This window comes from Pedobacter sp. B4-66 (assembly GCF_018492665.1).
Classification (GTDB): Bacteria; Bacteroidota; Bacteroidia; order Sphingobacteriales; family Sphingobacteriaceae; genus Pedobacter.
In genome coordinates this window covers 169,197-196,188 of record NZ_JAFVME010000006.1, presented here as the reverse complement: position 1 = coordinate 196,188, position 26,992 = coordinate 169,197, and the positions used below count along the sequence as shown (strand labels likewise).

Genomic DNA, 26,992 nt, shown 5'->3' with positions numbered 1-26,992 from the left:
GCCGAAATTAATAAAAAACCCTAATTCGATCTGCTTATAATTTCTTTTTTTATGCCCATTCTATAAATGATTAAATATTTTCACAGCTCTTATACTTTAATGGTTTGAATTCTAAAATTTTGTATGTTTGAATTTGATGGTTAAATTTCTAAGGCACCTGCACCGTATATATTCTTTATTTGTTCTTTTGGTTTTTTCGACCTTATTTTATCCATTTTATTATTTTGCATCTACGCATCCAAGGTATTACGATCTGATGAATAAACTGCGAAAATGGAATAGCTTTATTTGCAGCTTTTTTATTGGTCTGGTTTATCGCATTAAATTTGAAGAAGAACTGAAAAGCGATCAAACCTATATATATTGTGCTAATCATACCTCTAATTTTGATATTATGACACTTTGTGTAATTGCAAAAGGGCGTTTTCATTTTATGGGTAAAGAGGAATTGTTGGCTAATCCGGTTTTGAAGTTGTTTTTTAATACTATTGACGTTCCTGTAAAGCGTGAAAGTAAGATTTCGGCATTTAGGGCGTTTAAAAAAGCAGGAGATAATCTGGAAAAAGGGATGAGTCTTATTATTTTTCCGGAAGGTAAGATAGAGGATCAATACCCGCCAAAAACAATTCCTTTTAAGAATGGGCCCTTTAGGCTGGCTATTGAAAAAAATGTAGCCATTGTTCCTGTAAGTATGGTTAATATTTGGAAAAGAATGTGGGATGATGGTTCAAAATATGGAACAAGTCCGGGAATTTGCGATATTTACATCCACAAACCGATTACAACTCTAGATTTGAGTGTTGATGATTCAGATTTATTGAAGGATCGGGTTTTTGATTTAATAAATAGTAAACTTGCTCATAAATGATTATAGATAAGCAAACCATAAATAAAGTTGCAGATTTAGCCAGAATAGCTATTGAAGATAAAGAAGTTGATACATTGATTCCCGACATGAATAAGATACTTACTTTTATGGAGAAGTTGAATGAGTTGGATACTACCGGTGTAGCGCCTTTGGTTTATATGAACCTTGAGGAGAATATCTGGAGAGAGGATGTAGTGAAGCAGGAAATTTCAGTAGAAGATGGATTGAAAAATGCGGCAAAGCATAACGAGAGTTTCTTCTTTGTTCCTAAAATTATAGAAAAATAAACGCAGGTGTAACATTGAGGTGTTAAGGGTCGTCTAAAAAAGAAAAAGTAATGGAAAAAGCATTAATACAAATTAGCGATATAGGTCGTAAATACGTCATAGGTTCAGAAGTTATTCATGCTATAAAATCGGTTACTCTTGATATTCATAAGGGAGAATTTGTTGCCTTGATGGGACCTTCTGGTTCAGGAAAATCAACTTTAATGAATATTCTTGGTTGTTTGGATACCCCTAGTAAGGGTACATATATTCTTAATGGGATTAATGTGAGCCATATGACTGATAATGAGCTTGCTGAAGTTAGGAATAAAGAGATCGGGTTTGTTTTCCAAACTTTTAACCTTTTACCCCGTTCTACATCTTTAGATAATGTTGCTTTGCCATTAATTTATGCAGGTGCCTCTAAGAAGGAGCGTGATGAGCGCGCTCAAAAAGCTTTAGAGAATGTTGGCCTAGGTAATAGGGTAACCCATAAACCTAATGAGCTTTCGGGTGGTCAGCGTCAGCGTGTAGCTGTTGCTAGAGCATTAATAAATAATCCTTCAATTATATTGGCTGATGAGCCAACAGGTAACCTTGATACCAAAACCTCAATAGAAATTATGGGCTTGCTTGAAGAAATTCACAGTAAAGGAAATACCATTATTCTGGTTACTCACGAAGAGGACATAGCACAACATGCGCATCGTATTGTACGTATGCGTGATGGCTTGGTTGAAAAAGACTACAAGAACGAAGACATCAAAATGGTATCTCCACGTCTTTCTAACCTGGAGAAAATAGGTAGTGACTTTGAGAAAATAGTATAATATTTCTTAATGAAGATATATACCAAAACAGGAGATAAGGGATTAACCTCATTGATCGGAGGTACCCGTGTTCCAAAATTCCATTTACGTATTGAATGTTACGGAACAGTTGATGAGCTCAATTCTTATATTGGGTTAATTATGTGTCAGGATATTGACAACCATCATCAAAAAATACTAAAAGAGATTCAGGATAGGTTATTTACGGTTGGCGCTTCGTTGGCCGCAGATCCTGAAAAATCAAGGATGAAGATTCCTGATCTTCATGGAAGCGATATTTCATTGCTGGAGGAGGAGATGGATCGTATGAATGAAATATTGCCGGAATTGAAGCATTTTGTGTTGCCAGGGGGAAATACGGTAGTTTCTTACTGTCATGTAGCGAGATGTATTTGCCGCCGTGCAGAGCGTTTAACGGTACATTTAGCGGCCGAAAGCTTTGTTGACGAAAAAATGACCATTTATTTGAACCGTTTAAGCGATTATTTGTTTGTTTTGGCACGAAAACTGAATTTAGATGCTGGAACGGAAGAAAATATATGGCTTCCGAGGCTATAAAAAAAGTGGAAAAAAAAGTTTGTTTTGCTCAGGTTTTTTATTATACTTTTGCGGATAAATTTAGAATAACTTAATAGTAAAGAAATATGTATTGGACTTTAGAACTCGCATCGCATTTGGAAGACGCTCCATGGCCTGCAACAAAAGATGAATTGATAGATTATGGTATACGTTCTGGTGCACCTGTTGAGGTGATAGAAAATTTACAAGCTTTGGAAGATGATGGGGAACCATATGAAACCATCGAAGAGATTTGGCCAGATTATCCAACTAAGGATGATTTCTTCTTTAACGAAGACGAATATTAACCATATCTCATAAAAAGAAAGGCCCCGATTATCGGGGCCTTTCTTTTTTGGAACGATGATTGTTTATGTTTTGTCATGGAAGTGTTTAACACAACCTGAAATCTATCTAAAACATATACCTAAAATTAAACGTTATGGGAAATTTACTTTATCTAGTTGCAGTAGTATTAGTGATACTATGGATTATAGGATTCTTTTTTAATGGATTTGGTCCAAGTGTTGGGGGCTTAATCCATATTTTATTAGTTATTGCTGTTATCGCAATTATTCTAAAAGTTATTAATAGGGCAGCATAATAGTATTCACGTCGTTCTGAATTCGATTTGCTCTTTAGCTTCTTTGAGGTTAGAATGGCGTGAGTAATTATTTTTCGATATCTAGCATTTAGGAATTAGCTCTTCTTTTTCTAAGAAAGATTGAGGCTATTTCGAGATCTTCAGGATAGGTAATCTTAATGTTTTCTCTTTCCCCTTCAATCATATTTATTTCAAATCCTGAATATTCTGCAACTGAGGCATCATCAGTAAATTCATTTCTGAAAGGTTTTTCGTAAGATTTTCTTAATACATCGAGATTGAATGTTTGCGGGGTTTGTACTAAGGTAACTTCGTTTCTATTTAAAGCCTCATTTTTATTACTTCCTAAAATTCTTCTGATTGAATCGGTTGGTGTAATGCCAACAATGCTGTTGCCCTTCTCTTCTGCTACTTGAAATGACTTTTCGATAAGCTTTGGAGATACTAGCGGCCTTACAGCATCATGCACTGCGACAATGCCTTTGCCTTTAATGGCTTTTAGGCCGTTTTTTACGGAATGAAATCTTTGTTCCCCACCTTTTATGACCTGATGAGGGATCGAGCAGCTGTAAGCGCTGCATAGCTCTTCCCAATAGGTATGTTGGTGTATGTTTAATACTATTAGTATTTCAGGATTTAGTACACATTGATGAAAAGCCTCAAGTGTATGCATTAAGACAGGTTTGCCATCGAGTAATAAAAATTGCTTCGCTATCGCATTTTGCATCCTGCTACCTGATCCACCTGCAACTAAAATGGCGTAGTATTTCATAAGTGGGGATTTAGTAGGTAGATATTAGTATTTAGTATTTAGTATTTAGATAAATCGCATAGTTAATGAATTATTTGCATCCTGTCTAAATACTAAGTACTAATATCTAAGTACTCGAAGATATCTAACTACTGAAACTATATAATCAGCATGGCATCGCCATAGCTATAGAAACGATACTTTTCTTTTAAAGCTACTTCGTATGCATTTCTAACATAATCGTAACCACCAAATGCACTTACCATCATCAATAAGGTTGATTCTGGAGTGTGGAAATTAGTAATCATTGAATTAGCGATGCTGAAATCATAAGGAGGGAAGATGAACTTACTAGTCCAGTCGTTAGCAGCCTTAAGTGTTCTGTTTGAAGATACAGCTGATTCTATTGCACGCATAGAAGTTGTTCCAACTGCACAGATTTTTCTTTTGTCTTCAATAGCTTTATTTACAATGTCTGCATCTTTTTGCTCAATAATGAACTGTTCTGAGTCCATTTTGTGTTTAGTTAAGTCTTCAACCTCTACAGATCTGAAAGTACCTAGGCCTACGTGTAAAGTAACTTCTGCAAAGTTAACACCTTTTAATTCCAGGCGTTTCATTAGTTCTCTGCTAAAGTGCAAACCTGCTGTAGGGGCAGCAACAGCTCCTTCATGTTTTGCAAATATAGTTTGGTAACGTTCTTTATCTTGAGCAGTAGCTTTACGCTTGATATATTTAGGAAGTGGAGTTTCACCAAGTATTTCGATGTTCTTTCTGAACTCTTCATCAGTTCCATCAAATAAGAAACGGATGGTACGTCCACGTGATGTAGTGTTGTCAACAACCTCAGCAACTAATAAATCGTCATCACCAAAGTATAATTTGTTTCCAACACGGATTTTACGAGCGGGATCCACTAAAACATCCCATAAACGTAATTCTTTGTTCAGTTCACGCAATAAGAAAACTTCAATTGTAGCACCTGTTTTTTCTTTATTTCCGTATAAACGGGCAGGGAAAACTTTGGTGTTGTTCAATATCATTACATCCTTATCATCAAAATAACCTAGGACATCCTTAAATATTTTATGTTCAATTTTGCCACTATCCTTGTGTAGAACCATTAAACGGGCTTCGTCCCTTTGTTCTGAAGGATTATTGGCAACTAATGATTCAGGTAGATTAAACTTAAATTGAGATAACTTCATATTTTTCGATGTGATAATTAAGGGCGCAAATTTACAAAATATAATCTTCTTTTTTGCAATTAACTTACGTCCTGATAAACAAGATAGATTTTATTTATAAACATAATTGTATTTTTTATATTATATAATATTTTTCTGTAACCTTTTTGGTTAGTTTTGGTCTAAACGTTAATTATGATTATTTTCAAACTAATAGGCGAAAGTTTTCGATTTGCATTTGATGCACTACGCCAAAATAAACTTCGCACAATGCTTTCCTTACTGGGGATAACCATTGGGATTTTTGCAATCATATTCGTGTTTTCTGCTGCTGATACTTTTAGAGGGAAACTGCAGGCAAGTATAGATAAATTGGGTTCTAAAACGATATTTATTCAAAAATGGCCATGGGGAGGCTTTGGTGATTATCCGTGGTGGAAATATATGAACAGACCTGTTCCCTCATTGAGAGATTATGAGTTGTTAAGGGCACGTTTGGAACATGCTGAAGGTCTTTCTTATGAGATATGGGCAAATGAACGTACTATTAAACATAGAAGTAATTCTGTGGAGGGAGTAGGCGTAAGGGCAGCTTCACAGGATTTTAATAAAACATGGACTCTGGATTTTCAGGAGGGTAGGTATTTTACAGAGAATGAAGGCAAGTCGGGTTCTCCTGTTGTTCTTATTGGTGCTCTTGTAGCCGAAGGGTTGTTTAACGGCGAGCCTGCAATTGGAAAATCTATAATAGTGATGGGCCGTAAGTTGAATGTAGTTGGTGTTTTCAAAAAAGAAGGTGAAGATATTCTAGGTATGTCTCAGGATAAAAATCTTGTTATGCCTTTAAATTTTGCAAAAGGCATTATGGATATTGAAAGCGATAGGTATGATCCATCGATTACTGTAAGGGGGTTTGAACACATTTCTCTTGAAGAAATTGAAAGTGAAATAAAAGGAACGATGCGTTCCATAAGAAGGTTGAAACCTGGTGTGGAGGATGATTTCTCTTTGAATAAAAGTACTATTGCTTCTAATCAGCTGGATAAGATGTTTAATATGGTTGACATTGCTGGTTGGGTTATTGGTGGTTTCTCAATTCTTGTAGGAGGGTTTGGTATTGCAAATATTATGTTTGTTTCTGTAAAGGAACGTACTAATATTATTGGTATTCAGAAGTCTCTGGGGGCTAAAAATTATTTTATTATGCTCCAGTTTCTGTTTGAAGCAATAGCATTGTGTTTGCTTGGAGGGTTTTTAGGACTGTTTCTAGTTTATTTGGCAACATTGGGCGCCAGTGCAGCCGGTTTTGAAATGGTCTTGTTTATGAAGAATATAATTCTAGGGATAGGTGTGTCTCTTGTTATTGGAACAATATCGGGATTTTGGCCGGCGTATGCAGCGTCTAGGTTGGATCCTGTCGAAGCGATTCGCTCGTAATATGGCTTCGCTTTTTGCTTAAAACCTGACCATTACTACTCAAAGGCTGGAATCTTTTGCCCTGAAGAAGGACAAAATTTCCTATGCCTTTTCCTAGAACGCTCAGGTTTTAAGTTATGGCGCCTTAGCATAAACTCACTAGTCCAATATGCATGGAGTAATGCTAAGAAACATAATACAAAGGCCTGTTCCATTATTTGGAACAGGCCTTTGTATTATGTTTGAATTCAAGATATTAGTACTAATGTCTAAGTACTAAAACTGGTATCTAAATACTAACTAGCTTAATTTAGCTAAAGCAGCTTTTATTCTTGAAACTGCATCTCTAAGTTTATCTTCAGCAGCGGCATAAGAAATTCTGATACAATCGCTGTTTCCGAACGCTTCTCCGGTTACGGTAGATACATGAGCTTCGTTCAATAAGAATAAGCTTAAATCTTCAGCGCTATTGATGGTTTGAGTACCGTCAGTTTTACCGAAGTAAGATTTTATCTCAGGGAAGAAATAGAAAGCTCCATCTGGAAGATTTACATTAACGCCTGGGATTTCTTTTAATAAAGCGTAAACGATGTCTCTACGTTTTTTAAATTCATCAACCATTTCGGTTACGCTGTCTAATCCACCTTGATAAGCTGCTAAAGCTGCACGTTGAGCGATAGAAGAACTACCCGAAGTGATTTGACCTTGTAATTTATCGCAAGCATTTGCAATTTCTTTATTTGCTGCCATATAACCAACTCTCCAGCCTGTCATGGCATAAGATTTAGAGAAACCATTGATCAAGATCACTCTGTCTTTGATAGAATCAAATTCGGCGATAGAAGCATGTTTACCAACAAAGTTGATATGCTCGTAAATCTCATCAGATATGATATAGATATTTGGATGTTTTTCAAAAACGGCTACCAAATCAGCTAATTCTTCCTTGCTGTATACAGATCCCGTAGGGTTGCATGGCGAAGAGAACATAAACAATTTGGTTTTAGGAGTAATTGCTGCTTCTAATTGAGCTCCTGTGATTTTAAAGTTGTTTTCAACTGTAGCATTGATGAATACAGTTTCTCCTTCACCAAGTTTAATCATTTCTGAATAAGATACCCAGTAAGGAGTTGGAACGATAACTTCGTCTCCCGGATCTACAATACACATTACTGCGTTGGCAAGTGATTGTTTTGCGCCTGTTGAAACTACAATCTGATCAAAGCTGTAGCTCAATCCATTTTCTCTCAATAACTTTTCTGCAACTGCCTTACGTAGTTCAGGGTAACCAGAAACCGGAGTATAGTATGAATAATTCTCATCTACAGCGGTATTTGCAGCTTCCTTAACAAATTTTGGTGTAAAGAAGTCTGGCTCACCAAAACTTAGGTTGATAACGTCTATTCCTTTTGCGGATAGCTCTCTGCCTAACTTAGCCATTTTAATTGTTTGTGACTCAGATAGGTTATTGATTCTTTTGGATAAAAATGTCATAATAATTTGTGCGTGGGCAAATTTAATTTTGTGCAATGACAAATATATGAACCTCACTGAATTATAAACTAAAAAAAATACTTTTTAATGTAATTCGATAGTGAAACTGTATTTTTGGTGACTAATCTCTATAAAGTGCAACCTAAAAAAAAGGCGATACTTCTTTCTTTATGCATCAGTATAGTGCTTATGTTGGCAAAATTTGTTGCCTATTTCATCACTCAATCTAATGCAATTTTAACTGATGCTTTAGAGAGTATTGTAAATGTACTTGCCACTAGTTTTGCATTTTATAGTATCTATCTGGCAACTATCCCTAAAGATAAAAATCATCCTTATGGTCATGGTAAAGTTGAGTTCTTCTCTGCTTTTCTGGAAGGTGCGCTGATTACCATAGCGGGATTAATTATCATCTTTAAATCTACTTACGATTTAATATATCCTAAACCAATTTATCAACTTTTTGAAGGAGCAAGTATAATTGGGGCGACAGGATTAGTAAATTTAATAATAGGTTTTTATCTCATTAATACTGGGAAGAGGCATAATTCAATTACACTGGAAGCTGATGGCAAACACCTGCTTACCGATGCCATAACCAGTGCCGGATTGGTGATTGGTGTGGTTTTAATACAGCTTACTGAAATTTACTGGTTGGATGGTGTGATCTCTATTTTATTGGGATTATACATTATTTATAACGGCTATAAGCTTACCCGGCAATCTGTAGGTGGTTTAATGGACGAAAGTAATATCGATCTGGTAAAAGACATTATAGGTATTTTGCAGGAAAACCGTAAAGAACCATGGATAGACGTTCATAACCTTAGGGCACAGCAATATGGTGCCGATCTGCATATTGACTGTCACTTTACACTTCCTTACTATTTCGATCTCAATCGTGTTCATCAGGAGATATCAAGCATTGATAAGCTGATAAATGGGAATGCACATCGTAAAACAGAATTATTTATTCATGCAGATCCTTGTTTACCTGCTTGCTGCAATTATTGTGAAATGAAGGATTGTCCTGTGCGAGAAGAGGCCTTTAGAGGTGAAATTGAGTGGACAATCGAAAATGCAACTAAAAATCAAAAACACTTCGATCAATGAGTTATTTTAATGTAAGGGTATATGGCTTACTAATTAATGCTGAAAACCAGGTTCTGATTAGTGATGAACAATCAGGCGGCAGAACCTTTAGTAAATTCCCCGGTGGAGGATTGGAGTTAGGGGAGGGGCTGATAGACGCACTTAAACGAGAGTTTATGGAGGAGTGTAATGCCGAGATTGAAGTATTGAAACATCTTTATACTACTGATTTCTATGAGCAATCATCTTTTAATGATAGCCAAATTTTAAGTATTTATTATGCGGTAAAGGCCTTATATCCTTTAGCCCTTAATTTTAAAACTGATGTGTTTGATTTCGATGAAAACACTTTACAATCGTTTAGATGGGTTAGTTTAGACGATATTAAAACTGACGATGTAACTTTTAAGACAGACAAAACCGTAGTAGAACTATTAATTAACGAAAGAAACCAATGAGTTTAGCCGAAAGGGATAAAAAAGTAATATGGCATCCTTATACCCAGATGAAAAATGCTTTACCTCATATCCCGATTGTACGTGGAGAGGGTGTTTATTTATTTGATGAGTATGGTAAAAAATATATTGATGCTGTCTCTAGCTGGTGGGTAACCATTCATGGACACGCTCATCCACATATTGCGGCTAAAGTTGCCGAGCAGTTAAAGACTTTAGAACACGTAATATTTGCAGGTTTTACGCATGAGCCCGCTGTACAACTTGCGGAGCGCTTGCTTCCATTGCTACCCGGGAAACAGGAAAAGGTATTTTATAGTGATAACGGTTCTACCGCAATAGAGGTGGCAATAAAAATGTGCCTGCAATATTGGGTTAATACAAGTAAGCAGCCGCGCACAAAAATCATTGCATTTAAAGAAGCCTATCATGGTGATACTTTTGGTGCAATGTCAGTAAGTGGTCGTAGTATTTTTACTGATCCTTTTGCCTCATTGTTATTTGATGTAGAGTTTATTGATCTGCCAAATGAAAAAAATATAGAGCAGCTTAAATCGAAGATCAATTATCTTTCTAATGAGGTTGCCTGCTTTATATTTGAACCTATGGTTTTGGGAGTGGCTGGTATGAAAATGTATGAGCCTCATTACCTGGATCAACTTATTGAAACCTGTCAGAAACATGGAATATTAACCATTGCTGATGAAGTTATGACCGGTTTTGGGCGCACAGGTAAGTATTTCTCTTGTGAAGCATTAACTACTAGTCCTGATATTTTCTGTCTGTCTAAGGGGCTTACTGGCGGCACTATGCCAATGGGGATTACTACTTGTAACGAGAAAATATTTGATGCCTTTTTAAGTGAAGATAAGCTTAAGACCTTATATCATGGTCACTCATTTACTGCAAATCCTATAAGTTGTGCAGCATCTTTGGCTAGTCTGGATATCCTGTTAAAACCCGAAACTTTAGAAAATATTCATAGAGTAGTAGCAAAGCATGAGGCTTTTGCTTTGCAAATTAAAGATCATCCTAAGCTTAAGGATGTTAGGCAGGCTGGGACTATATTGGTATTGGAGTGGGAGACTGGAACTGATACTTCTTATTTAAGCGGATTGAGAAATAAACTGTACAATTACTTTTTGGAACGTGGCATCATCTTGAGGCCATTAGGTAATATTATTTACATTTTAGCTCCTTATGTCATCAGTAATGATGATCTGGACTATATTTACCAAACTATTACTAAAGCACTAAACGATATATAATATAATAATGGAAATTAAGGCGATTTTAGAGAATATAGTGAGCGATAATGTTTTGCATGCCAAATGGTTAAATACCTTGTCGTACATGGAAAATGCAGGTGCAAAGAAAATCTCTGCATCGGAGCATAAAGAAAACGTGAATCTTATCATCCTTAAACATGCAGCAGAGGAACACCGTCATGCTTATTATTTGAAAAAGCAATTGGATAAACTGGATGGCAACCTTTGCAGAACTTATACTAATGATGAGCTTCTGGCTCCTAACGATACTAAATTCTATTTGAATGCTTTGGATGTAGCTGTGTGCCGCTATTTAAAACAGCATTTTAATTTAAGTGGTTATGAGTTAAAGTTTGCTGCTTATCTTTTTGTAACCTATGCGATTGAAGTTCGTGCAGACGAATTATATCCTGTTTATCAGGATGTTTTAACCTCTGCTGGAAGCAAAGTGACAGTTAAGTCGATCATTCTTGAAGAAGAGGGGCACCTTGAGGAAATGTTAAACCAACTTAAGTCGTTTTCTGCTGATTGGGAGAAACATGCTGAGCTGGTCATAAGAATTGAACAGGATATGTTTGATTCATGGATGAAAAATCTGGGGAATCAATTACTTAATTAAGCTTTAATAGCTATAACCTTTGCAGGAGTGATGGCGTAAAAGCGATCACCCTGTTTTGGATTTAATACTTTTAGTCCGGTAAAAACACTGAAGGCCGGCAATATGGCATAATCGCTCCCAAAATAGAAACAAGGAAACTTGAGTTGTTGCTTAGCTTTTCCATAGATGATTACGCCTGGGTGTATATGACCCGAGATATTATAGTATTCATCAACTTGATCAGGTTTATCGTGTATAAACCTAAAGGGTGCTGCCAAAAGCTCTTTCTGATGTACATTTATTCCTAAAGCATCATAATCTTCATTTTTTAAATTGTCGTGGTTCCCTTTTATCAATACAACTTTAAGATGGGCAAAGCTTTTTCGCCAATGCATAAATGTATTGGTATCACTGTTAATGTTGTTATGGAACATATCTCCTGTAACAAGCAGTGTTTCAGGATTAAATTCAGATATCAAGGCCGTTAACCGCTGTAGGTCTGTCAGGTTTATGGAGTCGGGGACCGGGATGCCTGATTTTCTGAAATGAGCGGACTTACCAATGTGAAGATCACTAATGATGAGCATCTTTCTGGCTTGCCAGTATATAGCCTTGTCGCTACTTAATATAAGTTGTTCCCCTTTACATTCAATGGTCATTTTTTTTCTTTTTACTTGTAGTCTTCTTCTCCGATTCTGCTGTCATTCTCTCAATTCTTTGACTTAACTCTTCACTGCTCATATTATCCCTTAAGCTATCAACTTTTATTGGGAAGCATAATGGAGTATAGCTTTCGGTTTTTACAATGATGATCTTGCTAGCTTGTATACGATGTAGGGCAGCAGCTAATCTGGGTTCTTCTATCTGCTGATAAAATGCTTCATCATATGACTGTCGCAATAATAAGTTATGTTTATCATAATCGCTAAACACGTTGAAAAATAAGGATGATGAAGATTGTAAATGTTTGTTAGCTACATATTTGCCTGGATACCCCTGAAATACAAGTCCAGAAATACAGGCAATATCTCTGAATTTACGTCTTGCCATTTCCGTTGCATTGATGCTAGCTACAATATCATCTGTAAGGTTTGAGGGGCTAAATAGCTCTTTTATATTGCTTTCTTCGAGAGGGATTGGTTGTTCACTAAGCAGTTCAAAACCATAATCGTTCATCGCAATAGAGAAGCTAATTGGCTGGAGGCGAGCAAGTCGGTAAGCTATTAATGCAGCCATGATCTCATGGACCTGCCTGCCTTCGAATGGATAGGCAAAGAAATGATAACCATCCTTGGTATTAATCAGTTCGATTAGAAATTCATCGCTTCTAGGTACATGAGAAACCTTGGCCTGTTGTTCAAATAAGGGAAGTATAAAATCAAGTTCCTCATCTCCATGTTGTTTATCTAATGTTTCATTGTACTTCTTTCTGAGCAGGTTACCTAGGTTTGCTGTTAACGATATACGGCCACCCATCCAGCTAGGGCTATTGGCTCGCTTAAGTTTACTTTTTCTAACTAAAATCATCATTTCTTTAACCATTACAAATTCCAACACCCTGCCTGCAAGTGTAAAACTGCTTCCGGGTTTCATCCGAGATATGAAAGATTCCTCTATCATGCCAATGTAACCTCCTGTCAGATATTTTACTTTAAGCATGGCATCACTAACAATTGTTCCGATGTGTAATCTGTGACGCATAGCAATTTGCCTGTTTTCTACTTTCCAAAGTCCAGCAGTAGTTTTGTTTACTTTACTGAATTCATCATAAGCTGTTAAACTGTCACCACCTGTAGTGATGAATTGCATGATCCAATTCCATTCCTGAGGAAGGAGCTCCCTAAATGCATGAGTTTGCTTAATCTCGAAAAAAATCTTTTCATCATCAAATCCATCGCCAACCGCTAAAGTAACGAGGTATTGAATGAGGGTGTCAAATGACATTACAATAGGTTCCCTGCATTCAATGTCTTGAGTTTTTGCGGCTTCTTTTATTGCCGCGGCTTCTACAAGTTCTAATGCATGAGTAGGCAGAAAGTAAATTTTGGAGGTTTCGTGCGGTGAGTGGCCACTGCGCCCGGCACGTTGTAAAAATCGGGCAACACCTTTTGGAGAGCCAATTTGAACTACTGTATCTACGGGTTTGAAATCAACCCCCAGGTCTAAAGAAGAAGTGCAAACTACAGCTTTAAGTACTCCAGAGTGCAAAGCATCTTCAATCCAGTTTCTTAATTCATAATCTATTGAGCCATGATGTATGGCTAAAAGTCCTGCAAGGTTTTCATCCTGAGCAAGCAGGGTTTGATACCAGAGTTCAGCCTGTCCGCGTGTATTGGTAAATATTAACGTGGTTTTACTTTTATTAATAATAGGAATTAGCTTGCTTGCCAGCTTATGGCCTAAATGGCCGGCCCAGGGCAGCATATCTATATGATCCGGTAATATTGAATTGATAACTATCTTCTTTCTTATATCGGATTTTATTATGGTTTTCAGGAGATCTGTATAAGGCACTAGTACCTGCATGGCCTGTTCCATATTACCTATAGTTGCAGATATTCCCCATATCCTTAAGAGCCTTTCCGGACGTTGCTCCATTAGCAAACCTTTTATTCTTGAAATAGCGAGTTCAGCCATCACGCCTCGTTTACTGCCTAACAATTCATGCCACTCATCGGCAACTATACATTGTAATTGATCGAAGTAATTGAAGGTACTTTTTTGAGCGAGCAGTAAGTGCATACTTTCAGGTGTGATAATAAGCACTTCAGGCATTTGTTTTTTCTGTTTAAGCTTTTCACTTTGGGGAGTGTCGCCATTTCTTACCCCAACTACCCAGTCCAATTGAAGTTCATCACAAGCCTCTCGCATTGCTCGTGCCAGATCCTTAGCTAAAGATCGTAAAGGTGTTATCCAGATTAGCTTTAGTCCGGTAGTATTTTTCCTTTGTTTACCTTTAAGGTCTGTGTTTTCCTGTTCAGCTCTTTTATTAAGTTCATCAATTACAACGGCCAAAAAAATAGAAAAGGTTTTTCCGAAACCTGTAGGGGCGTTTACTAATCCACTATAGCCTTCGGCATAATACTGCCATGCATCAGTTTGAAACTTAAATGGCTTTTTTTTATTAAGTTTTAACCAACTTATAATCTGTTTATACCCATAGCTATTTTCAAGTTTCATAGAATAAATAATCTCTGCAGGTAAATTTGATTAAAGGCATTTGATTAATAACAATATCAAGATAAGTAAAGTTTTGGTGCATCTCAACTGGATAATAGCTTTCCATGTAAAATGGATGTGTTTGTATTTTGCCACTACAATAATACTACAATTGCATTGTAAGTTGTTGTTGTTTAGTGTTTTGAGTTAGATGCTTATTAGTGAGCTATTTTAAGGGAACAAAATTATGTTAATTTTGAAATTGCCTCTATGCAATTTTGCTGACGCCTTAAAACTTCCTCTCTTAAATATGATTAAACGCTTGAAATTTGTTAGTATAAGTTTAATACTGCTGTTTGCCTCCACTATTGCCATTCAGGCACAACCTGTAATTCATGTTAACCAGATCGCATTTGATTTATTAGGTCCAAAACAAGCTATCGTTAGTTTTGAAGGGGATTTTTCGGGAGTTAAAAAGTTTACATTGATTAATGCTTCTAATCAAAAGATCAGTTTCAGCTCGACCCTTAAAACAAATGGCTCTGTTGAAGAATGGTTTCCTGGTCGCCAGTTTTATACTGCAGATTTTTCATCGTTTAATAAGCCTGGGAAATATAAGGTTGATGTGTTGTTTAAAGGAAAACATTATACTTCAGTAAGCTTTGAAATTGCCTCGCAGGCACTTGCTGTGAATACCTTGCCAAGCATTCTTGATTATTATAAAAAGCAACGTGCAAATACTGCTCAGGAATTAGAGGCTGATAAAAAGATGTTGCTTTATGGTAGTGATAAGAGAGTTGATGTACATGGTGGCTGGGGGGATGCTTCTGGAGATATAAGTAAATACTTCTCTCATCTGGCCTATGCTAATTTTATGTCGCCACAGCAAATCCCCATGGTTACATGGTCAATGGTAAATGCAACAGAGAAGATACCAGGATTGCTAGATGAACTTAAAATTAAGGAAGAATTGAAAGCAGAAGCTTTATGGGGAGCCGATTACATTATGCGTTCTTTATCCGATGAAGGGTACTTTTATATGACTGTATTTAGTTATTTCAAACCAGATGCAAGTGCAAGAAGAATCGTAGGATTGGAGGCAAATAGTGTTACTACATCAGATTACCAATGTGCTTTTCGAGAAGGAGGAGGTATGGGAATTGCTTCACTAGCTCGTATTTCTTCATGGGGTAAAAATGGTGATTATCAAGCTAAGCAATATTTGAAGGCTGCAGAAAAAGCGTATGCTCATTTGGTGGTAAATAATTTGAAGTATGCTGATGATGGAAAAGAGAATATCATTGATGATTATTGCGCATTAATGGCAGCTACAGAGCTGTGGATAGCTACAGACAGCACATATTATAGAGATGAAGCACGCAAAAGAGCCTCAAATTTGAGAGGCAGAATGACTGATAAGGGATACTTTATTTCGGATGATAAGGATAGACCATTTTGGCATGCTGCAGACGCAGGCCTGCCTGTAGTAGCGTTGGTTCGTTATCTGGATAAGGAAAAGGAAAACGATTATAGAACACAGACCCTGGCTGTAATAAAGAAAGCAATAGATGGTAATTTGAAGGTTGCCCAGTTGGTTAATAATCCCTTTGGATATGCAAGACAGTATTTTAAGTTTAATGGGAAAGTACGGGATGGCTTTTTTATTCCTCATGAAAATGAAACAGGTTGGTGGTGGCAAGGTGAAAATGCACGCCTTAGCTCTTTAGCTACAGCATCACTGCTTGGTGGTCGACTTGTTTATCCCGAAAATAGTGGCTGGGGAGTAAGAAAAGATATTGCTCTTTATGCAGAGCAACAACTATCGTGGATTTTGGGTAGCAATCCTTATTCTATGTGTTTTATGTATGGTTTTGGAGAAAAAAATGTGCCTTATATGGCTAGTCTGTTTGGTCACGGGTCTCAAAAAGGTGGAATTTCTAATGGTGTTACCGGAAAAGATGGTAATCCCGATGGCAGTGGTATAGATTTTAAAACTGAAGCAGGAGGAAATGAATGGCGGTGGACAGAACAATGGATACCTCATGCAGCATGGTTTTTGCAGGCATTAACAGCAATAGAAACAGTGAATGAACCAGAAGCAATTGTGACAAAAGAAAAGCCTTTGTTTAGGGTTTTAGCTTTGGCAGAGAATGGCGGCCACCACATTGCTTTTACCAAAGCCGCACGCCCCTGGTTGGATGAATTCGCGAAAAAGAATCGTTTTGCAATTGATTATATTGAAAATACAGACAAAATTGATGAAGTATTTTTGAAGCAATATAAGGTTGTTATTCAATTGGATTATCCTCCATATGCATGGAATCCAAAGGCAGTTAAAGCTTTTGAAGATTATATTAATAATGGAAAAGGAGGATGGGTAGGATTACATCATGCAACATTGCTTGGTGAGTTTGATGGCTACCCAATGTGGAATTGGTTTTCTCGTTTTATGGGCAACATCAGATTTGATAATTACATAGCAGATTTTGCCTCGGCTAATGTGAGGGTAGAGGATAAGCTGCATCCTGTGATGAAAGGAGTGTCGCCATCCTTTAAAGTAGACAAGGAAGAATGGTATACATACAATAAAAGTCCAAGATTAAATGTGAAAGTACTGGCTAACGTAGATGAATCTAGCTATCAGCCTGATTCTAAGTTAAAAATGGGCGATCATCCAGTAGTTTGGATAAACCCTAAAGTTGAGGCAAGAAATGTTTATATTTTTATGGGACATTCGCCGGATTTACTTCTTAATAAGGATTGGAAGAGGTTGGTTAGCAATTCGATAATATGGGCAACAGGCCAAGGTAATTAGTGCAGCAGTAGTGTCGAAGTAGATTTTCTTTTCTATTTTTACGACAGACTAAGTATTTATATGCCAACAGCCAAGAGACTAGTACCATTACTTTTAATAATCTTATGTTTTTGTCGGTTTTCTTTTGCGCAGAATAAATTTACGGTCAGTGGTGCAGTTACTGATTCTGGAACTGGGGAGACATTAATAGGTGCAAGTGTTAAATTGGTAGGCTCTGTTACCAGCGGAACTGTAACTAATGCCTACGGGTTTTACTCATTGAGCGCACCAGAAGGGGCGTACAAAATTTCGATAAGTTTTATCGGTTATAAAACCATTGAGCAATCAATTACTATTTCAAAGAACTTGCGACAAAACTTTGTTCTTTTAGAAGATAATCAGCTAAATGAGGTCGTTATTTCGGCTGAAAAAAGGGATGAGAATGTGAGTAGTCCACAAATGGGACTTCAAAAAATCAATGTCAGAGAGATTAATAATGTGCCTGTATTACTTGGAGAGCGTGATGTGCTTAAAACCTTGCAATTATTACCTGGAATTAAATCAGCAGGAGAAGGCAATAGCGGTTTTTATGTAAGGGGTGGTTCTACTGATCAGAATTTGATTCTGTTGGATGAAGCACCAGTGTATAATGCCTCTCACTTGCTAGGTTTCTTTTCTACTTTCAATTCTGATGCGATTAAGGATGTAAGCGTTTATAAAGGCGGTATGCCTGCTCAATACGGAGGTAGACTAGCCTCAGTATTGGATATAAAGATGAACGATGGAAATCGTAAAGATTACACTGCTGAAGGTGGTATAGGTTTGATCTCATCAAGATTAAAGGTAGAAGGACCAATTGTTAAGGACAAAGGTTCGTTTATGGTTAGTGCCCGTAGAACCTATCTCGATGCATTTTTAGCATTATCTCCAGATAGTTCAGTAAGTGGAAATACGCTTTATTTTTATGATGTAAATGCGAAAGCAAACTATCAATTGGATGATAAAAATACGTTGTTCTTGTCCGGTTATTTCGGCAGGGATAAGCTAGGCATATCGGAGGCCTTTGGTTTTAATTGGGGTAATTCAACAGTTACACTGCGCTGGAACCATCTTTATAGTGATCGTTTGTTTTCAAATACTTCTTTAATTTATAGCAATTACAATTATGTGATTCAGAATTTTATGGAGGACAATGACTTTGAAGTTAATTCTTCTATAAAAGATTTCAATTTAAAACAGGATTTTGAGTATAGTTTAAGTAATAGACATAGTTTGAAATTTGGAGTAAATGCCATTCATCATACTATTGCCCCAGGCAAGCTTACTGCAAGTGATTCATCCAGTGTGAATCAGACCACTTATGAAAATCGCAAGGGGTTTGAGCTTGCGGCGTATGTATCTGATGAGTGGGCAATAAGTGATCATTTGAATCTAGTTTATGGACTAAGAGTAAGTGGTTTTTCTTTATTGGGGCCAGGTAACTTCAAAGCATATGATGCGGATGGGAATACCATTAGCACAAAAAACTATAAAGCGGGGGAGGTAGTTAAAAACTACTTTAATCTTGAGCCAAGATTTTCTGCTAGTTATCAGATCACACCTTTAAGTTCTTTGAAAGCGGCATATACCAGAAATATTCAAAACATCCATTTGATGTCTAATTCTACATCAACTTCCCCAACAGATCTTTACATAATGAATAGCAATAATGTAAAACCGGAAATTGCGGATCAGATTGCCGCAGGGTATTTTAGAAATTTTAACGACAATAATTATGAGTTTTCTGCTGAAGTGTATTATAAATGGATGCAAAACCAGATCGAGTATAGAAGTGGAACCGATTTAAGAGGAAATGGCAATGTTGAAGCTGATTTGTTATATGGTGATGGCATGGCTTATGGTATTGAACTTTTCTTAAAGAAAAGGTTTGGTAAGTTTAACGGATGGATTGGGTATACCTGGTCGAGAACACAACGGCAGTTTGATGCCATTAACGAAGCTAAGTGGTTTTATGCTAAACAAGACAGAACTCATGATGTATCATTAGTTGGAATTTATAAGGCAGGACCGCGCTGGACTTTCTCTTCTGTTTTTGTTTATAATACCGGAAATGCGGTTACTTATCCAAGTGGTAAGTATCAGATAAATGGTCGTACTACATTTTATTATACAGAAAAGAACGGATATCGTACGCCAGATTATCACCGTTTGGATGTTTCTGCTACATTGGAAGGGAAACCTGGAAAGAAACTTCAGTCGAGTTGGTCATTTGGTATTTACAATTTGTACAATCGTCAGAATGCGTTTTCAATTGATTTTAAAGATAATCCTGATGATGCATCGAAGACTCAGGTTGTACGTACAACTTTGTTTGGCATAATTCCTTCGGTTACATGGAATTTCAAATTTTAATAAGATGAAAAAGAGAGGTATATTTTGTATAGTTGGAGCTTTGATTGTTTTGGTTTGGCTTTCTGGATGTGAAAAGGTAATTGACCTGAAATTGGATAATGCGGAACCACAACTAGTAATATACGGGGGCCTTAGTGATAAAATTGACAATCATTTGGTAATAATCTCTAAAACATATGATTTTACAGACCCGAATAGATTTAATCCAGTTTCTGGAGCAAAAGTGGTGGTGAGTAATGAAGAGGGAATTACAATGGAATATGTGGAGGTTTCTAATGGTTTATACCAAAGCCCTAAATTTAGAGGCCAGTCGGGAAAAAAATATAAGCTTGATGTAACTTATGACGGAAAAATTTATTCAGCCACTTCTACAATGCCCGGTAAAGTGCCATTGGATTCGCTTACTTTTAAAGATTTTAGTTTTTTTGGTAAAACCAATACCTATGTTGCTGCCAATTATGTTGATCCAAAAGACATTCAAAATCAGTACAGGTATATTTTGACTGTTAAAGGTAAAGTAGAAGATGATGTGGTAAGTGAAGACCGATTTGATGATGGTAACAAGGTGGCAAATGTTATTTTTTATGAGTTGAACGATCTGGTTCGTGGAGATACAATTGATGTTGAGTTTCAATGTATAGATAGAAATGTTTATAAATACTTTTATAGTTTGGGGCAAAATTCCGGTGGAGGTGGACCTCCAGTAGCCCCGGCCAATCCACCATCTAATTTTAACAATAAGGCACTAGGAGTTTTTAATGCATATTCGATAAGTCGAAAAACCGTTGTAATTAAATAATTTAAGCTTTCAGTATAATGTGGAATTGTATTATATTGCACTGACAGCCAAATTTTGGACTTCTAACTTATTATCTATGCTTACAGAATTAAGTCAAAAGCAATTTTCAATTGAAGAGGAGCGGATAAAAGCCTTAAATAGGTATGAGGTTCTGGATACGCCGCCTGATGGGTCATTTGATAAGTTGACCAGGTTGGCTGCAAAATTATTTAATGTACCAATAGCTATTATTAGTATTGTTGATAAGGACAGGATCTGGTTTAAATCTAAATATGGTGTAGATGTTCAGGAAGTAAGTCGTGATATTGGACTTTGCGCTCAGGCAGTATTGTCTGATGGACTTTACAAAGTTGAGGATACATTTATAGACCCGGAAATTGCATTAAATCCAATAAGATTAGGTGATGTAGATTTAAGATTTTATGCCGCACTTCCACTAAAAACAATAGATAATTTTAACCTTGGAGCTTTTTGTCTTATTGATAAGGAACCAAGAAAGTTTGGATCTGAAGATGAAGCGATTTTGAGTGATTTAAGAGATCTGGTTATGGATCAGATTGAACTGAAGTTAGCATCAAGGCTTATTGCGATACAGCACAATCAAATCTTAAATACTACAGCTCATGATCTGAAAAACCCACTTACAACCATACCTGTTCGAGCTGACTTGATAAAGCTTAGGAAGAGTGATCCAGAAATGGTAGATAAGATGTGCGAACAAATTAAAACTGCTAGTTTGAATATGGTTCGAATTATTGATGAATTATTGCTCTCCGGTACTGCAGAGGCAGGTAAGGTCCAATTGCTATATATTAAGTTAAATCTATCATCGTTGGTTAGTAACGTGATTTCAATGAATTTGCCACTCGCAGAGCGAAAAAATCAAACGATAAATTTTATACCTGAAGTAGATGTTGTAATAACCGGAGATGAGGGGAAACTATCAGAAGTATTAGATAATCTGATCAACAATGCAATCAAATATTCGCCTGTAAATACCAATATAGAAGTGAGTGTAAAGAAGCTCGAAGGCAAAGTGCTTATAATGGTAAAAGATGAAGGACAGGGTCTTACTGACGATGATAAAAATAGATTGTATCAGCGCTTTACCAGGTTAAGTGCACAGCCAACCGGTGGCGAAAATTCAACAGGTTTAGGTCTCTCTATAGTTAGGGTGTTGGTTGAAGCACACGAAGGTAGGATATGGGCGGAAAGTGAAGGGCACGATAGAGGATCAACTTTTATTGTTGAATTGCCTTTACAGGATTAGAAACATTCAATTGACCAGGTACGCTCCCAGTTACCTTTTGGAGGCAGTGCTATCATTCCTTCTTTATCTCTAAGATTCTGATTGTGGTTTGTTCCGTCAGCAATTCCACACCATGGCTCTAGACATACAAAATCTGCATCTTTAGCAGCCCAAATTCCAAAGAATGGGAAATTTTTAAAGTTGAAATGTAAACCATGTGAATTCTTATGGTTTTTAAGCGATATGCGATCACTTTCCAACGTTTTAAATACCAGTGCGTCTTTATAGAAAAGATTGTGTGTAAGGGGTAAGGAACGGTTCTTAAGACTTATAATTTCTGTCTCGTCATCAATTAAATCACCATTGATTTTATGATAAACAAGGCTCTCGTCTTTATTGAATTCTAAAAAATAATCATTGTAGCAAACATGCTCATTGGTTGATACTGCAAACGCCGGATGACCACCAACTGAAAACAAGAGGTCCTTATCGTTTGGATTTAAAACTATATAGGTGCAAAATAGGCTTGTTCCTATAATTTTATAGTGAAGTTGTAAGGTGAAATTAAAAGGATAGACTTTTAACGTTTCTTCGTTTTGGGTTAATGTAAACAGGGCTTCAGTATGACTAATTAATTCCATGCTAAATTCATTGTCTCTGGCAAAGCCGTGTCTTGGTAGTTTATATTCTTTGTCCTTGCAGTAGTAAGTGTTGTTTTTTAATGCACCTACAATAGGGAAAAGTACAGGACTAAATTTACCCCAATAATCAGGGTTTCCATTCCATAGGTAATCCTTACCGGTTTCTTTACTTGTCAGATTTTGAAGTTCTGCACCTTTTGTTGCAAAAGATGCTTTTATGTATTCGTTTTCGAGGAAAATCATAAATGCTAAATTAAATAAAATAAGGTAAAATTTGAATGTCTTTTCCTGTCAACCAATAACAATATTGAGAAGTAATTATCTGGTTAATTTAGTTAATTTTAAAATAAATAGCTGTGTTTTTTTGTTTGTAAAGAGTTATATTTGTTTTAATAAGAAGCTATGAATCTTAAAGAAAAGTTAGCAGTGTTTACGGGATGGCTGCTAGGCAAACCGAAAGTTATTGGCTTATGTGTTTTCCTTTTTTTGCTGTTGCTGATAAGCTTGCTTGTCATTCAGAGGTACCAGATTATCAAAGAGGGCAGACGCCTGGAAATGGCCAATGCACTTAATGTGGTAAAACAGAACGTTCAATTAACACTGAATAATGGTTATGCTACGGCATTAACTCTTGCCCTAACTTTAAATGAAAAGGGTATTCCCGATGATTTTGAAGCTGTTGGCGCTAAATTAATGGAGTCTAATCCTGATTATCAGGTGTTGGAATTGTTACCTCAGGGTGTTATAAAATACCTCTATCCACTAAAGGGTAATGAATTGGCACTAAACCTTGATCTTTTTAAAATATCAGAAGAATCGAGATTGATGGCTACTAAATCAAAATTATCAAAAGCGATGTATTATGCCGGTCCTTACGAATTACAGCAAGGGGGGATGGGAGTTATAGGGAGGTTGCCTGTATATCGTGATAATAAGTTCTGGGGGTTTTCTGCTGTTGTAATTAAGCAGGATGCGTTCTTTAACAGTATTGGCGTTTACAAGGGTAAAGGCAATGATTTTTATTTTCAGTTTTCTAAGTTAGATGCATCTACCGGAAAAGAGGAGTTTTTTTTAGAGGGGGATACGAATTTTTTTGATCGAAGTTACCAATATACTTTATTTCCAAGCACCAATTGGAAGCTTTATATCGTTCCTGCTCATGAGGGGAAAATCCCTTTTCAATCTATATATCCATTGTTTTTTGCTCTTGGATTGGCGCTCCTATCTAGCTTATTAGTTGTTCAGGTGGTTAAAAAAACGACTAAACTGCAGACCCAGGTTTATAATCAGAAGTCTGAATTGATAAATACAGAAACAAAGTTTAAGACAATTTTTGATCAAGCAGCAATAGGTATAGCTTTGGTAACCCCTGCGGAGGGTAGATTTTTAAAGGTGAACAAGAAATTGTCTGATATACTTGGATACGAGGAATCAGAACTCCTTGAGTTAGGTATTCAGGATATAACTTTTCCCGATCAGCTAGGAGTTGATAATAATATTAAAAAAATAAGCGAAGGGATTATTGAAGAATACAGAGTTCAAAGAAAATATGTGCATAAAGAAGGGCACGTAAAATGGTGTAATCTTGTAGAGACCCCATTGTGGAATGATGACGGAACATTATCTAACCATATCGTAATTATAGAAGATGTAACCGATCGGAAGGCTGCGGAAAAAATTGTTTTGGATTCTCAAGTGAGGATTGAATCTTTAATAAATACCATCGATGGTATTGTTTGGGAAGCAAACCCTAATACTTTTGAATTTACATTTATCAGTAAAAAAGTTGAGGATATCTTAGGCTATTCGGTTGAAGAATGGTTATCATGTCCAACTTTTTGGGCTGATCATATTTACCCTGAAGATAAGGATTGGGCTGTCGATTATTGCGCTGTTTCGACCAGAAAAAATATACAACATGATTTTGAGTATAGGATGATTGCTAAGGATGGGTCAGTAATATGGCTTAGAGATATTGTTAATGTAATTTCTGAAGATGGTAAGCCTATTTTATTAAGAGGTATTATGATTGATGTAGGGGAAAATAAAGAAGCCCAAGACGCCCTTAAAAACTCATTTGATCTGGTTACTGAACAAAATAAAAGACTGCTGAATTTTTCATATATCGTTTCTCACAACCTAAGATCTCATACCAGTAATATTCAGGCAATTACCAATCTAATAGGGTACGCCAACTCTGAAGAAGAAAGGACAGAATTGATTGAAGTATTGAAAACAGTTTCGGGACTCTTAAATGAGACCATGTTAAATTTGAATAAGGTGGTTAATATCCAGACAAGTATTGATGTGATAAAGGAACCTTTAAGCTTAAATAATTATATCAATAAAACTATTGACATATTAAACGACCAAATCGTTTTAAAGAATGCTAGTATTAACAACAATGTTCCTATCGATATAATTGTTAACTATAATCCAGCATATCTGGAAAGTATTCTATTGAATTTTATTTTTAATGCAATTAGATATAGTCATCCTGAAAGAAATCCGGTAGTAGAATTGGTTTCTTTTATTGAAGATTCGCAAACTGTTTTACAGATTTCCGATAATGGAATTGGGATAGATCTGGAAAAACATGGAGAGGAACTTTACGGCTTGTATAAGACCTTTAATAAAAAGCCCGACTCTAAGGGAGTAGGGCTTTTTATTACCAAAAATCAGATTGATGCTATGGGAGGCAAGGTGATAGTAAGTAGTGTCGTAAATCAAGGGACTACTTTTAAAATATATTTTAAATAGCGTGTTTGCGCTTAACGCTATTCTTTTTTTGTATCGGTTGCTGCAGCTTCTGCTTTAGCTTTCTTTTTAAAGAAACCCCTTAAAAGGAAATTGTGTTGCAGGGCTTCCAGATTTTCATCAAGTTTTTTACTACTGGTTTCCATGTTTAGCATAATTGCTTTTACCTGTTCTGCCGTTTTTTGATCATTCAACAATACGCCAACCGCATTATCTGTTTGTGTTAATTTTGAAGAAGCCTTATTCAGATTTTCGGTAAGTTCTGATGCAGAGTTAGCGGTTTTCTGTAGTTCATTTACAGACGCCTGAAGCTTGGCAAAAACTGCTGTATCAGTTAGTAATTTATCAGTTAAGCCGCCTTTTGTATTTAAAGTTTTGGTGAATTTATCTAATTCCGCTGCCATTTTATTTGCAGAAGCTGTAGTAGTTTTTAAATTCACAACAATTGCTTTGAAGTCGGAAGCGATCTGCTCATCGGTAAGTAATGCACCTACGGTTCCTTTTCCTTCAACAAGGCTTTTGGCCAGAATTTTAAAGTCAGAGGTTACATCTACCAGGTTTTTGTTATTTACCTGGAAGGTTTTCATGATGTCATCAGTCGACAGGGTAGTGTTAACGCGAAGTCTGTCTCCATCCTCAACAAATGGGAATTTTGGTGTGCCACCTGTAATTACAATTATCTTATTCCCAATCAATCCATCAGAACTGATACTGGCCGATGCATCTTTGTGAATGTATTTATGTGCTTCTTCTTCGATGTTAAGAAACACTTGTACCTGCGAGGTTCCGAAAAATTGAATCTTTTTAATGGTGCCTATTTTTACACCGGAAAACCAAACATTATTGCCTGTTTTAAGGCCCTGAATATCGTTGAAAACCACATCAACAGTAAAGCTTTTTACGAAGGCTTTTTTCTGACTGCCTAAGGTAAAAACCCCTAAAATAAATATCGCTATGCCCAGGAGAATAAACGCTCCTACTATAATCTTACGGCGTGTGTCTGTTGCCTGCATAATTTCTATTGAATAAAATTGTAATCGTAAAATGGTTTTACTCGGTCATCACTTGTATTAAACACGTCTTCGAAAGTGCCTTGACGTTCAAACTTGCCATCTAATAACATGGCAACTCTATTACCAACTGCTTTTGCACAAGTTAAATCATGGGTAATTATAATAGAACTTGTGTGAAAGCGTTCCTGGACCTCATTAATAAGGTTATTGATCTCCAAACAGGTTATAGGATCAAGTCCGGCTGTTGGTTCATCATAAAGCATTATTTCGGGCCTTAATATCAGTGTTCTTGCTATACCTATTCTTTTTCTTTGCCCACCGGATAATTCAGATGGCATTTGGTTAATGGTATGGAGCAGGCCAACTGCATCCAGCATCTCCTCTACAGCACTTGTTATTTCACTTTTTGTTAGTTTTCTTTGATTTCTTACTAATGGGAAGATCAGGTTTTCTCTAACCGTCATACTATCGTATAAAGCACTATTTTGGAATGAGAATCCCACTTTTAGCCTTAATGCCAGTAGTTCTTTATAGGTAATCTGATCAACATGCTGGTTAAGAACCTTTACTTCACCACGATCTGGGGTAAGTAAGCCTACAACAATTTTTATCAATACAGATTTACCTGTTCCAGATTTACCAAGCACTACCAGGTTTTCACGCTTATAAAGTTCTAAATCAACTCCTCTAAGCACATGGTAGTTACCAAAAGACTTATATAGTCCATTGATTTCTATTACTTTTTCTTGTTCAGATAAGGGCTTTCTTTCTTCCATAATTT

Annotated in this window: 24 protein-coding genes; 16 read left to right on the top strand and 8 right to left on the bottom strand. The window is 36.4% G+C overall.

The features are described 5' to 3' along the window. Window positions 1–256 precede the first annotated feature (256 nt). The 6 genes from J1905_RS12585 (at window position 257) to J1905_RS12560 (ending at window position 3,126) form a co-directional block, all read left to right on the top strand. Window positions 257–868: a lysophospholipid acyltransferase family protein gene (locus J1905_RS12585; protein WP_250318089.1), complete on the top strand. Its 612-nt coding sequence runs from the start codon at window positions 257–259 to the stop codon at window positions 866–868. Then, complete coding sequence (gene gatC / locus J1905_RS12580) at window positions 865–1,155, top strand: Asp-tRNA(Asn)/Glu-tRNA(Gln) amidotransferase subunit GatC (protein ID WP_214227605.1); 291 nt, start codon at window positions 865–867, stop codon at window positions 1,153–1,155. The genes J1905_RS12585 and gatC overlap by 4 nt, the downstream gene beginning before the upstream one ends. A gap of 50 nt (window positions 1,156–1,205) precedes the next feature. Beyond that, complete coding sequence (locus J1905_RS12575) at window positions 1,206–1,964, top strand: ABC transporter ATP-binding protein (protein WP_214227603.1); 759 nt, start codon at window positions 1,206–1,208, stop codon at window positions 1,962–1,964. Window positions 1,965–1,973: 9 nt separating this feature from the next. Next, window positions 1,974–2,522: a cob(I)yrinic acid a,c-diamide adenosyltransferase gene (locus J1905_RS12570; RefSeq protein WP_214227601.1), complete on the top strand. Its 549-nt coding sequence runs from the start codon at window positions 1,974–1,976 to the stop codon at window positions 2,520–2,522. 86 nt (window positions 2,523–2,608) lie between these two features. Continuing rightward, window positions 2,609–2,830: a DUF2795 domain-containing protein gene (locus J1905_RS12565; RefSeq protein WP_008240955.1), complete on the top strand. Its 222-nt coding sequence runs from the start codon at window positions 2,609–2,611 to the stop codon at window positions 2,828–2,830. A 134-nt stretch (window positions 2,831–2,964) separates the two neighbouring features. Further along, the gene (locus J1905_RS12560; protein WP_108205730.1) at window positions 2,965–3,126 is read left to right on the top strand and encodes a lmo0937 family membrane protein; all 162 of its coding nucleotides are present in this window, start codon (window positions 2,965–2,967) and stop codon (window positions 3,124–3,126) included. Between the two features lie 88 nt (window positions 3,127–3,214). On the opposite strand, the gene J1905_RS12555 is transcribed toward J1905_RS12560, so the two are convergent. Both J1905_RS12555 and queA read right to left on the bottom strand, forming a co-directional pair. Next, window positions 3,215–3,898: a 2-C-methyl-D-erythritol 4-phosphate cytidylyltransferase gene (locus J1905_RS12555; RefSeq protein WP_214227599.1), complete on the bottom strand. Its 684-nt coding sequence runs from the start codon at window positions 3,896–3,898 to the stop codon at window positions 3,215–3,217. A 137-nt stretch (window positions 3,899–4,035) separates the two neighbouring features. Then, on the bottom strand, window positions 4,036–5,085 hold the full coding sequence (queA, locus tag J1905_RS12550; RefSeq protein ID WP_214227597.1) for a tRNA preQ1(34) S-adenosylmethionine ribosyltransferase-isomerase QueA: 1,050 nt from the start codon (window positions 5,083–5,085) through the stop codon (window positions 4,036–4,038). A gap of 174 nt (window positions 5,086–5,259) precedes the next feature. Here queA and J1905_RS12545 point away from each other — a divergent pair, with 174 nt between their 5' ends. Next, window positions 5,260–6,501 (top strand): ABC transporter permease, encoded by a 1,242-nt coding sequence (locus J1905_RS12545; RefSeq protein WP_173092227.1) that lies wholly within the window; start codon window positions 5,260–5,262, stop codon window positions 6,499–6,501. Window positions 6,502–6,780: 279 nt separating this feature from the next. Here the strand turns inward: J1905_RS12545 and J1905_RS12540 are convergent, their stop codons facing one another. Continuing rightward, entirely contained in the window at window positions 6,781–7,974 is a 1,194-nt protein-coding gene (locus J1905_RS12540; protein WP_214227596.1) for a pyridoxal phosphate-dependent aminotransferase, read from the bottom strand. A 189-nt stretch (window positions 7,975–8,163) separates the two neighbouring features. Here J1905_RS12540 and J1905_RS12535 point away from each other — a divergent pair, with 189 nt between their 5' ends. Genes J1905_RS12535 through J1905_RS12520 form a run of 4 tightly spaced genes read left to right on the top strand, consistent with a single transcriptional unit; the run spans window position 8,164 to window position 11,408 of the window. Next, a complete protein-coding gene (locus J1905_RS12535) occupies window positions 8,164–9,087 on the top strand; it encodes a cation diffusion facilitator family transporter (protein ID WP_250318088.1) in 924 nt (307 codons plus the stop codon). Beyond that, entirely contained in the window at window positions 9,084–9,524 is a 441-nt protein-coding gene (locus J1905_RS12530) for an NUDIX domain-containing protein (RefSeq protein WP_214227594.1), read from the top strand. Before J1905_RS12535 ends, J1905_RS12530 begins: the two co-directional genes overlap by 4 nt. Further along, entirely contained in the window at window positions 9,521–10,789 is a 1,269-nt protein-coding gene (gene bioA, locus J1905_RS12525; protein ID WP_214227592.1) for an adenosylmethionine--8-amino-7-oxononanoate transaminase, read from the top strand. Before J1905_RS12530 ends, bioA begins: the two co-directional genes overlap by 4 nt. Window positions 10,790–10,796: 7 nt before the next feature. Continuing rightward, on the top strand, window positions 10,797–11,408 hold the full coding sequence (locus J1905_RS12520; protein WP_214227591.1) for a hypothetical protein: 612 nt from the start codon (window positions 10,797–10,799) through the stop codon (window positions 11,406–11,408). On the opposite strand, the gene pdeM is transcribed toward J1905_RS12520, so the two are convergent. Then, on the bottom strand, window positions 11,405–12,046 hold the full coding sequence (gene pdeM, locus J1905_RS12515) for a ligase-associated DNA damage response endonuclease PdeM (protein WP_214227589.1): 642 nt from the start codon (window positions 12,044–12,046) through the stop codon (window positions 11,405–11,407). The genes J1905_RS12520 and pdeM overlap by 4 nt on opposite strands. Further along, window positions 12,036–14,567, bottom strand: a complete 2,532-nt coding sequence (locus J1905_RS12510) for a ligase-associated DNA damage response DEXH box helicase (protein WP_214227588.1) — start codon at window positions 14,565–14,567, stop codon at window positions 12,036–12,038. Before J1905_RS12510 ends, pdeM begins: the two co-directional genes overlap by 11 nt. A 289-nt stretch (window positions 14,568–14,856) precedes the next feature. On the opposite strand from J1905_RS12510, the gene J1905_RS12505 reads away from it, so the two are divergent. The 4 genes from J1905_RS12505 to J1905_RS12490 all read left to right on the top strand — a co-directional run bounded on the left by J1905_RS12505 (window position 14,857) and on the right by J1905_RS12490 (window position 21,821). Next, on the top strand, window positions 14,857–17,361 hold the full coding sequence (locus J1905_RS12505) for a ThuA domain-containing protein (RefSeq protein ID WP_214227587.1): 2,505 nt from the start codon (window positions 14,857–14,859) through the stop codon (window positions 17,359–17,361). A gap of 60 nt (window positions 17,362–17,421) precedes the next feature. Beyond that, a complete protein-coding gene (locus J1905_RS12500) occupies window positions 17,422–19,752 on the top strand; it encodes a TonB-dependent receptor (RefSeq protein ID WP_214227586.1) in 2,331 nt (776 codons plus the stop codon). A 4-nt stretch (window positions 19,753–19,756) separates the two neighbouring features. After that, window positions 19,757–20,551, top strand: a complete 795-nt coding sequence (locus tag J1905_RS12495) for a DUF4249 domain-containing protein (RefSeq protein ID WP_214227584.1) — start codon at window positions 19,757–19,759, stop codon at window positions 20,549–20,551. A 76-nt stretch (window positions 20,552–20,627) separates the two neighbouring features. Further along, window positions 20,628–21,821, top strand: coding sequence for a GAF domain-containing sensor histidine kinase (locus J1905_RS12490; protein ID WP_214227582.1), 1,194 nt, complete (start codon window positions 20,628–20,630; stop codon window positions 21,819–21,821). Here the strand turns inward: J1905_RS12490 and J1905_RS12485 are convergent. After that, window positions 21,818–22,684 carry an aldose 1-epimerase family protein gene (locus J1905_RS12485; RefSeq protein ID WP_214227581.1) on the bottom strand — a complete coding sequence of 289 codons (867 nt, stop codon included), beginning with the start codon at window positions 22,682–22,684 and terminating at the stop codon, window positions 21,818–21,820. The two genes, J1905_RS12490 and J1905_RS12485, sit on opposite strands and share 4 nt — an antisense overlap. Before the next feature lie 159 nt (window positions 22,685–22,843). Between J1905_RS12485 and J1905_RS12480 the strand changes: the two genes are divergently transcribed. Next, window positions 22,844–25,201 (top strand): PAS domain S-box protein, encoded by a 2,358-nt coding sequence (locus tag J1905_RS12480; protein ID WP_214227579.1) that lies wholly within the window; start codon window positions 22,844–22,846, stop codon window positions 25,199–25,201. A gap of 17 nt (window positions 25,202–25,218) precedes the next feature. On the opposite strand, the gene J1905_RS12475 is transcribed toward J1905_RS12480, so the two are convergent. Both J1905_RS12475 and J1905_RS12470 read right to left on the bottom strand, forming a co-directional pair. Beyond that, window positions 25,219–26,211, bottom strand: coding sequence for an MlaD family protein (locus tag J1905_RS12475; RefSeq protein ID WP_214227578.1), 993 nt, complete (start codon window positions 26,209–26,211; stop codon window positions 25,219–25,221). Between the two features lie 5 nt (window positions 26,212–26,216). Beyond that, on the bottom strand, window positions 26,217–26,987 hold the full coding sequence (locus J1905_RS12470) for an ABC transporter ATP-binding protein (protein ID WP_214227576.1): 771 nt from the start codon (window positions 26,985–26,987) through the stop codon (window positions 26,217–26,219). Window positions 26,988–26,992 lie beyond the last annotated feature (5 nt).